Origin of the sequence: Bacillus sp. NP157, from assembly GCA_018889975.1 — a bacterium.
Classification (GTDB): domain Bacteria; phylum Pseudomonadota; class Gammaproteobacteria; order Xanthomonadales; family Rhodanobacteraceae; genus Luteibacter.
In genome coordinates this window covers 4,303,095-4,315,349 of sequence record CP076546.1, presented here as the reverse complement: position 1 = coordinate 4,315,349, position 12,255 = coordinate 4,303,095, and the positions used below count along the sequence as shown (strand labels likewise).

Below are 12,255 nucleotides of genomic sequence, written 5' to 3'. Positions count from 1 at the left end.
CATCATGCGTATCTCCCCCCGGGACGAACCCCCATGCCCCTCCCCCACGTCCGTCCACTCGCGGGCGCCCTGCTCGTTGCCCTGGCGGCCCCTGCCGCGGCGCAACAGGCCGCGCCGCTTGCGCCAGTGGTCGTCACCGCCACCCGTAGCGCGCAGTCGCCCTACGACATCCCCGCGGCGATCGATTCGGTGCAGACCCCGCCGGACGGCACGCTGGACGTGAACCTGTCCGAGCGCCTGCAATCGATCCCCGGCGTGACCGCGCGCGACCGGCAGAACTACGCGCAGGACGCACAGATCTCGATCCGTGGCTTCGGCGCACGCTCCACCTTCGGCATCCGCGGCATCCGCCTCTTTACCGACGGCATCCCGGCGACGATGCCCGACGGCCAGGGCCAGGTCACCCACTTCAACCTCGATTCCGCCGAACGGGTCGAGGTGCTGCGCGGGCCGTTCTCCGCCCTCTACGGCAACGCCTCGGGCGGCGTGATCCAGCTCTTCACGGCGGATGGCACCGAGCCGGCGGAGCTGCGCTTCGGCATCGCCGGTGGCAGCAACGGCGTGTTCCGCAGCTCGGTGAACGCGCGTGGCGTGGAAGGCCCGGTCGACTACAACGTCGACTTCAGCCACTTCCGCACCAGCGGTTACCGCGACCACAGCGCCGCGCGGCGCGAATCGGGCAACGCCAAGCTGGGCTGGAAGATCGACGACGACCGCAAGCTCACCCTCGTGCTCAATGCGGTCGACATCCCCGGCGCGCAGGATTCGCTCGGCCTGACCAAGGCCCAGTTCCACGCGGACCCGCGCCAGGTCGCCACCGTGGCCGATACCTTCAACACCCGCAAATCGGCCGACCAGCAGCAGGCAGGCCTGATCTACGACCAGCGCATCGACGATTCGAACAGCCTGCGCGTGATGACCTATTACGGAAAGCGCACGGTCACCCAGTACCTGTCGATCCCGGTGGCGACGCAGGCCGCCCAGCCGGGTAACTCCGGCGGCGTGGTCGACCTGGGTAACGCCTACGGCGGCGGCGACGCGCGCTGGACGTGGCGCAACGAGCTGCTCGGCCGGCCGTTCGAGCTCGCCGCGGGCATCGCCTACGACAACCAGCACCAGCATCGCCAGGGCTATGAGAACTTCGACGGCAGCGTGCTCGGCGTGCGTGGCGACAAACGCCGCGACGAGATCGACCGCGTGTTCGATTTCGACCAGTACGCCCAGGCGACCTGGCGGGTCGCGGATGCATGGACGCTGATGGGTGGCGTGCGCCACAGCGACGTCCATTTCGATTCCAGCGACCGTTACATCGCGCCCGGCAATCCCGACGATAGCGGTACCCAGCGCTATGCCTCGACCACGCCGGTGTTCGGCGTGTTGTGGCGCGCCGCGTCCTGGGCGCACGTCTACGCGAACTGGGGACGTGGCTTCGAGACGCCGACCTTCTCCGAACTGGGCTATCGCGCGGATGGTGGCGCGGGCCTCGCCTTCGACCTGAAGCCGTCGCGCTCGAAGAACACCGAGCTGGGCATCAAGCTGCGCCCGACGGACGCCATCCAGGCCGGCGTGGCCGTGTTCCGCGCCGACAGCGACAACGAACTGGCCGTGGCCACCAACGTCGGCGGCCGCACCACCTACCAGAACATCGCCAGCTCGCGTCGCCAGGGCGTGGAAGCGTCGTTCGACGACGAATTCGCGCATGACCTGCACCTGGTCGCTGCCTACACCCACCTGCAAGCGAGCTTCCGTTCGCCGTTCCTCACCTGCGTCTCGGCCGGTTGCGGGACACCCAACACGCCGGTGGGCGCCGGTACGCGCATCCCCGGGGTGCCGCGCTCGATGGGCTATGCCGCGTTGAAGTACGGCGGCGAGACCGGCCTGCAGGCGGGCCTCGACATGAACGCGATGGGTTCCACCTCGGCCAACGACCTCGGCACGGCGGTGGCGCCGGGCTATGCGCTGTTCGGCCTGTCGGGCGGCTACATCTTCGACAACGGGCCGTGGCGGGTGAATACCTTCGCCCGGGTCGACAACCTCGCCGACCGGCATGTGATCGGGTCGGTGATCGTCAACGATGGCAATGGACGGTATTTCGAGCCGGCGCCGGGGCGGACGTTGTTGGTTGGGGTGGATGTGCGCTGGCGTTAAACAACATCGGGCGCGGGCACGTTAATCGGTTGTGGCGGCGGCGCCGTGGTTTGTTTTCGCGCGCAGGCGCGCTCCTACAAGGGCGTCGTCACCTTGTTGGGGCGGGGCTGCGCGCGATCGCTTATGCCGAAATCGCCAGGCGCTCCGAGCGATACATCATCGCCGTGGCCCACACGGCGATCGCTGCCGCCGCGAAACCGCCAACAAGGCACAGCCCCAGCTCCTGCCCCGTGATCCCGTCGCCGCGCAGCAGCTGCACGATGCCGAGGTTCTGCCCGAGCAGCGGCACTGCATACATCCACGGCTCCGGCTTGACCGGGATCACCGAGAGCAGGGCACTGGGCAGGATCGGAATCAGCATCAGGATCGACAGATAGGTCTGCGCCTCGCGATAGCTCTTGGCGAACGCCGAGACCAGCGACTGCAGCGCGGCCAGCAACACGATCAGCGGGAGCATCAACAGCACCACCTGGCTGCCGAAGCGCAGGCCGAGGTCGAGCACGATGCCGAGCTTCTCGGTCGGGATGAACCACGGTGCCGTGGAAAACGCGGTGACGCTGAGCAGCAGGCTGATGATCGAGAACGTGCAGATCGCGGCGAGCTTGCCCGCCAGGATCTTCCAGCGCGCCACCGGGTTGACGAACAACGGCTCCAGCGACTGCCGTTCACGCTCGCCCGCGGTGAGGTCGATCGCGAGGTACATGCCGCCCATGAACACGGTGAGCACGAAGAAGTACGGCAGGAACGAGAACATCAGCGCCGAACGCGATTGCGAGGTGGCCTGGTCGCGATCGGCCACCTGCACGGGCCACGCCGTGGTCGGCGACAGGCCGCGGGCGATCAGTCGCATCGCACCTTCGCGGCGCGCATAGTTCTCGACGACGCTGCGAACCCGGGCCACGGTGGTGTTGGCATCGCGCCGCGAGGAATCGTAGACGAGCTCGACCTGGACCGGTTGCCCCTTGTTCCACGAGCTGGCGTAGTCCGGCGCGATGCGGACGACCACGTCGGCGCGCATGTCGTGCACGGCGCGCTCCGGGTCGGCCACGCCGGGCTGGGCATCGATGCCGGCCGAGCGCAAGGCGTTGACGAAGTTCGGCGCGAGGTCGGCACCGATCACCGGCACGTGGATCGGCTGGTCCGCCCGGGCGAGTTCGCGGTTGACCATCACGTTCATCAGCATGATGAACAACACCGGCCCCAGCAACGGCCCGGTGATCAGCGCATTGATCAGGGTGCGCCGGTCGCGCAGGTTCTCGCGCACTTCCTTCCAGTAAACAGCGGTGAACGCATTCATGCGGCGAGCCCCTCGTCGGTACCGATGATCCTGACGAAGGCATCCTCCAGGCTGGCCTCCCCGGTCTGTTCGAGCAATGCCGCGGGCGATTCGTCGGCGACGACGCGACCATGCGCGATCACCACGATGCGGTCACACAGCGCGGCCACCTCCTGCATGATGTGGCTGGAGAACAGCACGCAACGCCCTTCGTCCTTCAGCTGGCGCATGAAGCGGCGCATCGCCCGGGTGGCCATGACATCCAGGCCATTGGTCGGCTCGTCGAGCAGCACGTTGCGCGGATCGTGGACCAGGGCGCGGGCGATCGCCGTCTTCACCCGCTGGCCCTGCGAGAAGCCTTCGGTGCGCCGGTTGGCAATGTCGCGCATCTCCAGCGCATCGACGAGCGCCTCGCGGCGCTGGGCGATCGCTGCCTCGTCCATGCCCTGCAGGCGGCCAAAGTAGGTGATGTTTTCCAGCGCGGTGAGTCGCTTGTAGAGGCCACGGGCGTCCGGTAGCACGCCGAGCCGGCGGCGCACCGAGACCGGGTCCTGTGCGGCGTCGATGCCGTCGACCAGCACCTGGCCGGCGTCGGGCTTCATCAGCGTGTAGAGCATGCGCAGCGTGGTCGTCTTGCCCGCGCCGTTGGGGCCGAGCAGGCCGGTGATTTCGCCGTCGCGTGCCGTGAAGCTCACGCCGCCCACCGCGCGCACCTCGCCGAACGCCTTGTGCAGGTCCTTTACCTCGATCATGGCGTGGCTCCGTTGAATCCGACGAACACGGGTTGCGGGGTGAGTCGTTCCAGGCACGTCGTGTCCAGCGACTTCGCGTCGGCCTTGTCGATGAAGTCGTTCAACAGGCGCGGCATGCAACCGCGTGCCACCACGTTGTGGCCCTGCCCCTTCAAGACCAGGTGGCGTCCGTTGGGCAGGCCCTTCAGTACCTCGTCGCCGTAGCGCGGCGGCGTCACCGGGTCGTACTCGCCCGACATCAGCAGGGCCGGCAGGTCGCTGCGCAGCGGCTGGTGGAAGTCGGCGGGGCGCTTGCCATGCGGCCACACCGAGCACGCGGCGCGGAAGGCTTCGATCATGTTGTCGCCGAGGATCGTGTCCTTGTCCTGCGGGCGTGACGTGAGCAGGTCGGCGTCTTCGGAACAGATCACCGAATACTGCATGCCGCCATCCATGGTGTCGCCGAGGTCGCCCGTCAGCAGCTTGGCCTGGCCGAGCAGCGGGCCGACGTCGCCCCGCGCCGCCGCATCGATCGACAACGGCAGCAGCGCCGCCGTCTCCGGCGAGTAGGCGAACATGCGGACCACGGTGGCCAGTGCGTATTCACTGAGCACCCGCTGGGTCGATGCGTAGTTCTGCGGATCGCGGAAGGTGACCTTGTGCGGGTTCGCACGCAGCGCGTCACGCAGCTGGTAAAGGGTCTGGTAGGGATCGGCGAAGCGCGCGCGGCAGGCTTCGTCGTTGGTGCAACGGGCGAACTGCGCCTTCAGCGCCGCGTCCAGGTTCACCGCGAAATCTTCGCCCAGCACCAGGGCATTGGGTGCGATGCCATCGAGCACGATGCTGCGAACGCCGTCGGGGTGGCGCATCGCGAACTGCTGGGCGACGCGCGTGCCGTACGACACGCCCAGCAGGTCGAACTTCGGCGAGCCGATCGCCTTGCGCACGTCGTCGAGGTCGGCCACGGCATCCGTGGTCGTGTAGAAGCGCACGTCCGCCTGCGCGGAAAGGCCATCGAGGCAGTGCTTCGTTTCCTTGCGCACCGCGTCCATGTCTACGCCACGACTTTCCTCCGCGCCGCCGGGAACGTCGTGGTCGTCGCCGTCGCGGCAGCTGAGCGGATGCGAGCCGCCGGTGCCGCGCTGGTCCAGCAGCAGGACGTTGCGATGGGCCAGCAATGGACCCATCGCCGGCGCGACGCTGGCATAGGTCTCCGTGGCCGCCTGGCCGGGGCCACCGGCGAGGAACACGACGACGTCGGATGCTGGCACCTGTGCGCTGCTGCGTACGATGGCGAGGCGCAGGTCGAGCTTGCGGCCTTCCGGATGCTCGCGGTCTTCCGGCACCTGGAACGGTGCGCACCATGCGGCCGTGGACAGGCCGGTGTGCGGCTGGCCCAGCTCGCACGGATGCAGCTGCAACGAACCCAGCGTCCAGCTGCGTGGCGGCCCGGCCGGCGCCGCCACGGCGGGCGCGGCGCTCGCGGCAGGCGCGGGCACGGTGGCGGCGGCGTTGGCATCGCGGTGGACCACGTGGCGGCCGGCGAAGGCGGCGACGAGGATCGCAACGACGATGGCGAAGCGTGGAGCGCGTTTCATGCCGTCATTCCCCGGGCGTGAAGATGGATTCGATGGATTGGGCGAACAGCCGGGCGATCTTGAACGCCAGCGGCAGGCTCGGATCGTATTTGCCGGTCTCGATCGCATTGACCGTCTGGCGCGACACATCCAGGTGTTCGCCGAGGTCGGCCTGCGACCAGCCGAGCGCCGTGCGCAACTCGCGGACCCGGTTATTCATTGCTGCGGTAGTGCATGCGGACGGCGCACTTGATGATGCCGAACAGGCCCATCAGCACCGGGAAGACCCAGATCGCCACCGTCGCCCCGGTCGGCTCCGGCAGCACCTTCGCGTTGAGCAGGAAGCCGTAGGTGAGGAAACCGAAGCAGCCCAGCGCGCCAGCGATGGCGATGGCTTCGAGGTCGATCCGCCGTTCGAATTCGTCCTGGTCGCGGATGACCCGGACCATCGCGCGGATCACGAAGGCGATGGGGATCACCGGCACGATCGTGACCACGGCACGGGCCAGCGTGCCATCGAGGGTTCTCAGCCAGTACACCGAGCCCAGGATGAGCACGACGTAGGCGAACATCGCAGGGAAGAATTCGCGCAGGTAGCGCTTGTGGACGGCACGCATCGCCATGTCAGTGGGCTCCGATGAAGTCGTTGAGCGCCTTGCCGAAGGCGACGGGCTGGTCGAGCATGACATAGTGCCGCGAGGGCGCCAGCGCGATGACACGGGCGTTCGGCGCATCGGCCAGCAGCGCGGTGTAGTAGGCCACCTTCTGGTCCTGGGTGATCTTCATCGGGCCGGCCTGCGCATCCTTGTCCGAGTAAGCGGTGATCTCCAGGATCGGTGCCGTCGCGGCCTTCAGTTCGGGACGGAAGTCGGCGCCGGCGTCTTCGGCCATGTAGCGCGCCACGGCCTTCTGGTCGCTGCGTGCGTTCAACGGCGCCACCCGCGCGGCGGTGGCCGGATCGAGCGTGCCGATCGCCTGCATGTAAGCCAGCTGCTGCGCCTTGAATTCATCCGGCGTGGCGCTTTCGGTCTTGGCCTTGAGGCTGGCGGCGATCGCGGCGCGCTGTTCGGCCGTCACCCGTTCCATGCCCGGGAAGATCGGCAGGCCATCGACCGCGACCACCGCACCGGTGAGCTCGGGATGGCGTCCGGCGAAGCGCAAGGCCAGCGTGCCGCCCAGGCTGTGGCCGACGATCACCGGCTTGTCGATGTGGTTCTGGCGGATGAAGTCGGCCAGCGAGTCGTCGGCCCGGTCCATCCAGTTACCGTCCGCGGACGGTGCCGGCGTGCCGTCGAACCCGGCCAGGGTGACCGCGTAGACGACGTGGGTTTTCTCCAGGTCGGCGATCGTGTCCTTCCATACCCAGGGGCCGCCGGCGAGACCGGGAATGAGGATGACCGGGCGGCCGGCCGAACCATGCCGCTCGACCTTGAGCGTGCCGGCCTGGACGGGCGCCATGGCGCTCGCGGCGGGGTGGGCGGCCGGCGTGGCGGCATGCAGGGTGGAGGCAACGGCGGCGGCCATCAGCAAGGCGGCGGCGCGGAAGACGATGCGGTACGACATGGCGAACCTCTCTTCGTAGGCGTGGAGCGTGTCAAGCACGCTTGACATCATCCTGCGCCCGTCGCCATCCCCGTGTCAAGCGTCCTTTACACACTTTTTTCGTGAACTGCGTCACCCGGTGCCGGGATCCCGACGCCGCCGGGCGAAAGGCGACGCGCAGCGTCAGCCAGCCCCCTGTGCCCCACCTGTCCGCGGTGACCCGACTGTGGGCCAGCCGGTCGCCCGGTGTCAAGCTCGCTTGACAATATCCTGAGCGGTTTCGGCACCTGTATGTCGAAGCGGCAGCAGAGCGTGAATTTCCCCCCTCGACGCCTGCGTCGTACCCGATCCTTGCAACCGTCGGGAACACGTCACGACGCATTCGCCGTGACAGGAGTCCAGGAGACCCACGCCATGTCCATGTTCCGCAGCCTTTCCTTCACCGTCGCCGCCACCCTCGCCGTCGTCGCTGGCAGCGCACATGCCGCCACGGCCACCACGACGTTCAACGTGCGCGTCACCATCACGGCTGCGTGCGACATCAGCACCACGGCGCCGACCGACGTGAACTTCGGCACCCAGCCGTCGACGGCCACCAACGTGGAGAACCAGGGCGCGCTCAACGTCAATTGCACGCCCAGCGCGCCCTACACCATCGCGCTGGATAACGGCCAGAACGGCACCGACGCGAACACACGGAAGATGAGCAACGGTACGGCGCTGGTGCCCTACCAGCTTTACCGTGCCGCCTCGCGCACCGCCGCCGACGTCTGGGGCAGCACCACCGGCACCGGCGGCAATGTGTTCGCAGGTACGGGCAGCGGCACCGTACAGACGCTGCCCGTGTTCGGCCGCGTGCCCTCGGCCAACTTCCCCGCCGGCTCCTATGCCGACGTGATCACCGCGACGATCACCTACTGACGATGATCCGGCGCGCGCTGCGGATGGCCCTGGCTATCGCGTCCGTCGCGATGGGCATGGCCATGCCGACGGCGTTCGCCAGTGGCCTGCAGGTATCGCCGATCGGCTTGCACATCGCCGCGAAGGAACCGGCACAGGCGCTGTGGCTCACCAACACCGGCAGCGAACCGCTGCATGCCCAGGTCCGCGTGTTCCGCTGGACCCAGGCCGACGGCAGGGACGTGCTCGAAGCGTCGCACGACCTCGTGGTCAGTCCGCCGATCACCGCGATCGCGCCGGGCGATCGCCAGCTGGTGCGCGTGATTCGCCAGGTGCCGGCGCCGACGGATGGCACCGAAGTGGCTTACCGGGTGGTGGTGGACGAGCTGCCCGTCGGCGACGTGGACAAGGGTGGCCTGAAATTCGTCTTGCGCTATTCGGTGCCCGTTTTCCTCGCGCCGGCGGGCGATCCCAGCGTGGACGCCACGCTGGCGAGTAGCGTCGAGGACACCGGCGCCGGTGCATCGCTACGCATTACCAACAGCGGCAAGGGGCATGCCCAGATCGCCGATGTCACCCAGGCTGGGGCAGGCGCGCGCACCGCGCTGTTGCCTGGACTGGTCGGCTATGTCCTGCCGGGCAGCACGATGGCCTGGCACCTGCCGGATGGCGTGAGCCATGCCGGCGCCCTACGCGCGAGGATCAATGGTGAGGCGAGCGAGTCGACCCTGGTCGTGGACGCGGGCAGCCGCTAGCGTCCTCGCCCTCAAGGCCGCCACCTTGCATGCCACGGACCGCGCCAGCGATGCGATACCGCCGCCTACGGCGGATCCCCGGGTGAGCGTCGCGGGCGAAGACCTGTACCTGGAAGTCGTGCTCAACGGCACGACCACCGAACGCCTCGTCCACTTCGTTCGTCGCGGCGAAGCGCTGTGCGCCAGCGCGGCGGACCTGCGCAGCCTCGGCTTCGTGCTTCCGCCCGGCGACGAAATGCGCTGCCTGCCCGACGTCGACTCGCTGCACTACACCTACGACGTCGCCCAGCAGCGGGTCACCATCGACGTGCCTACTGGCCGGCTCGACCTGCCCCGGCAGATGCTCAACCAGCCCGAACGCACGGCGACGAAAGCGACCAGTGCCACCGGCCTGCTGCTCAACTACGACGTCTATGCGTCGCGTGGCGGTGGCGTCGGCAACGTCAGCGCCCTCGCCGAGCTGCGCGCCTTCAGCGAAGACAAGGGCGTGCTGAGCAACACGTCGATCACCCGCCGCTACCAGGACAGCGACGGCAGCTGGCATGGCGATACCGTCCGCCTCGATTCGCAGTGGCGACTCTCCTTCCCCGACTCGTCGGTGGCACTGACGGTGGGCGATACGCTCACCGGCGCCACGTCGTGGTCGCGCGCGACGCGCATCGGCGGGATCGCCGTGGGCACCGACTTCTCGCTGCAGCCCTATCGGGTGACCACGCCGCTGCCGCAGTTCTTCGGCCAGGCCACCGCGCCATCGTCGGTGGAGCTGTATGTCGATGGCATCCGCCAATACAGCGGCAAGGTGCCTGCGGGGCCGTTCCAGCTGACCGCGGTACCGGGGGTGGACCAGGCCGGCCAGGCCCAGGTCGTGCTGACCGACGCACTCGGCCGCACCAGCACGGTGTCGTTCCCGTTCTACGCCGCGCGCCAGCTGTTGCGCGCGGGGCTGGACGACTGGTCGGTGGAACTGGGCACGGTGCGCGAGGCCTACGGCATCGATTCCTTCGCCTACGGCGATGCACCGATCGGCAGCGCGACGTGGCGACGCGGCGTCACCGACAAGCTCACCCTGGAAACCCACGCGGAAGCCGGCGACGGGCGCGGCACGACCGGCCTCGGCGCGGTATGGAATCCGTTCGGCGCCAGCGTGGTCAACGCGTCGTATGCACGCTCGCGCAGTGGCGGCGCGCAGTATGGCGCCGGCTTCTCCTGGAGCGGGCGCATCGTGAACTTCTCGCTGGACACGCTGCGTGCCGATGCCAGCTTCCGCGACGTCGCCTCGAACTATGGCTCCGCGCCGCCGCGCGCGAGCGACCGGGCGCTGGTCGGCTTCAATGTCGGCGAAGGCAGCTACGGGGTGAACTACGTGCGCCTGCGCTACGGCGGCCAGCCCGCGTCGCGTTACATGGGCATGTTCCTCCTACGCAACCTGCGCCGGAGCATCTCGATCAACGCAAGCCTCAACCAGAACCTGGACGAACGCGCCGATCGCAGCTTCTTCGTCGGCATCACCTGGGCCCTGGACGAACGCACCACCTGGACGTCATCCGCGCAGCGCGATCGCAACCAGACCTTCGGCGTCGTGGACGCCAACCATCCGATCGACGGCGACGGCGGCTTCGGCTGGCATGTGCAGGGCCGTGCGGGCGAACAGGGCGGCGGACTCGCCGAGGCGGGTTGGCTGGGCAACGACGGACAGATCACCGTCGGCGCGAGTTCGATCGGGCCATCGGGTTACCAGTACGTGGATGCCAATGGCGCGCTGGTGCTGATGGGCGGCCACGTGTTCACCGCGCGGCGCATCGACGATGCCTTCGCCCTGGTCGACACCGCGGGCACGCCGGATATCCCGGTCATGCTGGAAAACCGGCGTACCGGCGTCACCGACAGTCGCGGCCTGCTGCTGGTCTCGCGCCTGAACGCATGGCAGGACAATCGCCTGGCGATCGACCCGATCGACCTGCCCGCCGACGAACGCGTGCAGCATGTCGAAAGCGTCGTCGCCCCCGCGGACCGGTCGGGCGTGGTCGTGCATTTCCCGGTCACCCGCGTGCGCGCCGCGCTGGCGACGCTGGTCGACGACAACGGCACGCCGTTGCCGGTCGGATCGCGCGTGGACAGTGGCCCGGGCGAACCGGCCGTGGTCGGCTACGACGGCCTGGCCTACATGGACAACCTCAAGGGCAGCACCGAACTGCGGGTGACCCGGCCCGACGGCACGCGTTGCACGGCCACGCTCACCTACCCGGCGCATGCACGCGACCTGCCGCAACTCGGCCCGCTCACCTGCCGGAGCACACCATGAAGTGGCTTGCCCTGCTCCTGCTCGCCTGCACGGCGTTGTTCGCCGCTCCCCGCGCGGAAGCGACGACGATCTGCAGCATCACCAGCGTCACCGGCCTCGCGTTTGGCCCCGTCGACCCCACCTCGACCAACGTGGATGCCAGCGGCACCATCAACTACACCTGCTCGTACTCCGGCGCGCTGGGCATCCTCTTCGGCAGCTACATCACCATGTGCTTCAGCATCGGCGCGGATGACCAGGGCGCCTTCGCGCCACGGACGATCCTCGATCCGCTGGGCGACCGCATGCAGTACGGGCTGTACAAGGACAGCAACCGCACCTCGATCTGGGGCGTGGTCAACAATCCCACCTACGCGCCGTTCGTCGTGCAGGGGCAGATACCGATCCTCAACAACGGCACCGTGTTCGTGGGCAGCCTGCCCTTCTACGGGCGCGTGCCCAGCGGGCAGATCTCGCTGTCGCCCGGCGCGTACACCGGCACGCTGCTCGGTGGCACGGCCTCCAACGCGCTGACCTACAGCTACAACGAGGCGCTGCTCTCGATCGGTACCTACCCGGCGAGCTGCACGGCCGGCGGCACCGTCGCGGCGACCACCGTGGCCGGCCCTTCGATCACCGTCACCGCCTCGGTGGCGCCCAAGTGCACGCTGGCCACGGCCACCGACCTCAACTTCGGCTCGGTCAACGGGCTGCTCCGCACGGCCACGGACCAGACCTCGCTGGTCCGCGCCACCTGCACCAACCGCGCGGCCTACCAGGTCGGCCTGGACAACGGCCAGAACGCCACGGGGACCACGCGACGAATGATCGGCCCCGGGGGGAAATACGTGACCTACGAGCTCTACCGCGACAGCCAGCGGACGCTGCGCTGGGGCACGGCGCTGAATACCGACACGGCGACCGCCAGCGGCAACGGCTCGCAGCAGACGCTCACCGTGTACGGCCGCCTGCCGGCACAGGCGGCGGCAACGGCTGGCGCATACAGCGACGTCGTGACCATCACGATCACCTACTGAGACGTGCT

Annotated in this window: 11 protein-coding genes; 5 read left to right on the top strand and 6 right to left on the bottom strand. The window is 68.5% G+C overall.

What is annotated here, in order from left to right; all coding sequences use genetic code 11:
* The first annotated feature begins 33 nt into the window (after positions 1–33).
* Positions 34–2,148, top strand: a complete 2,115-nt coding sequence (locus KPL74_19475) for a TonB-dependent receptor (GenBank protein ID QWT19915.1) — start codon at positions 34–36, stop codon at positions 2,146–2,148.
* A 121-nt stretch (positions 2,149–2,269) separates the two neighbouring features.
* Here KPL74_19475 and KPL74_19470 read toward each other — a convergent pair whose 3' ends face one another.
* The 6 genes from KPL74_19470 to KPL74_19445 are packed head-to-tail and all read right to left on the bottom strand — an operon-like array spanning position 2,270 to position 7,334.
* Positions 2,270–3,445: an ABC transporter permease gene (locus KPL74_19470; protein QWT19914.1), complete on the bottom strand. Its 1,176-nt coding sequence runs from the start codon at positions 3,443–3,445 to the stop codon at positions 2,270–2,272.
* Entirely contained in the window at positions 3,442–4,176 is a 735-nt protein-coding gene (locus tag KPL74_19465) for an ATP-binding cassette domain-containing protein (GenBank protein ID QWT19913.1), read from the bottom strand. The genes KPL74_19470 and KPL74_19465 overlap by 4 nt, the downstream gene beginning before the upstream one ends.
* Entirely contained in the window at positions 4,173–5,753 is a 1,581-nt protein-coding gene (locus KPL74_19460; GenBank protein ID QWT19912.1) for an alpha/beta hydrolase, read from the bottom strand. The genes KPL74_19465 and KPL74_19460 overlap by 4 nt, the downstream gene beginning before the upstream one ends.
* A gap of 4 nt (positions 5,754–5,757) precedes the next feature.
* Positions 5,758–5,952, bottom strand: coding sequence for a helix-turn-helix transcriptional regulator (locus KPL74_19455; protein ID QWT19911.1), 195 nt, complete (start codon positions 5,950–5,952; stop codon positions 5,758–5,760).
* Positions 5,945–6,355: a hypothetical protein gene (locus tag KPL74_19450; protein QWT19910.1), complete on the bottom strand. Its 411-nt coding sequence runs from the start codon at positions 6,353–6,355 to the stop codon at positions 5,945–5,947. The genes KPL74_19455 and KPL74_19450 overlap by 8 nt, the downstream gene beginning before the upstream one ends.
* 1 nt (position 6,356) lies before the next feature.
* On the bottom strand, positions 6,357–7,334 hold the full coding sequence (locus KPL74_19445; GenBank protein ID QWT19909.1) for an alpha/beta hydrolase: 978 nt from the start codon (positions 7,332–7,334) through the stop codon (positions 6,357–6,359).
* A 354-nt stretch (positions 7,335–7,688) separates the two neighbouring features.
* Here KPL74_19445 and KPL74_19440 point away from each other — a divergent pair, with 354 nt between their 5' ends.
* From KPL74_19440 to KPL74_19425, 4 genes are all read left to right on the top strand, one after another.
* Positions 7,689–8,195, top strand: coding sequence for a spore coat U domain-containing protein (locus KPL74_19440; GenBank protein QWT19908.1), 507 nt, complete (start codon positions 7,689–7,691; stop codon positions 8,193–8,195).
* A 23-nt stretch (positions 8,196–8,218) separates the two neighbouring features.
* Positions 8,219–8,929 (top strand): molecular chaperone, encoded by a 711-nt coding sequence (locus tag KPL74_19435; protein ID QWT19907.1) that lies wholly within the window; start codon positions 8,219–8,221, stop codon positions 8,927–8,929.
* An 82-nt stretch (positions 8,930–9,011) separates the two neighbouring features.
* On the top strand, positions 9,012–11,231 hold the full coding sequence (locus KPL74_19430) for a fimbria/pilus outer membrane usher protein (protein ID QWT19906.1): 2,220 nt from the start codon (positions 9,012–9,014) through the stop codon (positions 11,229–11,231).
* A complete protein-coding gene (locus tag KPL74_19425; protein QWT19905.1) occupies positions 11,228–12,247 on the top strand; it encodes a spore coat U domain-containing protein in 1,020 nt (339 codons plus the stop codon). The genes KPL74_19430 and KPL74_19425 overlap by 4 nt, the downstream gene beginning before the upstream one ends.
* The last annotated feature ends 8 nt before the right edge of the window (positions 12,248–12,255 follow it).

Excerpts from the sequence above, each read along its gene's own strand:
- KPL74_19470 (QWT19914.1), bottom strand. The coding sequence starts at position 3,445 with ATGAATGCGTTCACCGCTGTTTACTGGAAGGAAGTGCGCGAGAACCTG.
- KPL74_19450 (QWT19910.1), bottom strand. The coding sequence starts at position 6,355 with ATGGCGATGCGTGCCGTCCACAAGCGCTACCTGCGCGAATTCTTCCCT.
- KPL74_19455 (QWT19911.1), bottom strand. The coding sequence starts at position 5,952 with ATGAATAACCGGGTCCGCGAGTTGCGCACGGCGCTCGGCTGGTCGCAG.
- KPL74_19475 (QWT19915.1), top strand. The coding sequence starts at position 34 with ATGCCCCTCCCCCACGTCCGTCCACTCGCGGGCGCCCTGCTCGTTGCC.
- KPL74_19425 (QWT19905.1), top strand. The coding sequence starts at position 11,228 with ATGAAGTGGCTTGCCCTGCTCCTGCTCGCCTGCACGGCGTTGTTCGCC.
- KPL74_19460 (QWT19912.1), bottom strand. The coding sequence starts at position 5,753 with ATGAAACGCGCTCCACGCTTCGCCATCGTCGTTGCGATCCTCGTCGCC.
- KPL74_19435 (QWT19907.1), top strand. The coding sequence starts at position 8,219 with ATGGCCCTGGCTATCGCGTCCGTCGCGATGGGCATGGCCATGCCGACG.
- KPL74_19440 (QWT19908.1), top strand. The coding sequence starts at position 7,689 with ATGTCCATGTTCCGCAGCCTTTCCTTCACCGTCGCCGCCACCCTCGCC.
- KPL74_19465 (QWT19913.1), bottom strand. The coding sequence starts at position 4,176 with ATGATCGAGGTAAAGGACCTGCACAAGGCGTTCGGCGAGGTGCGCGCG.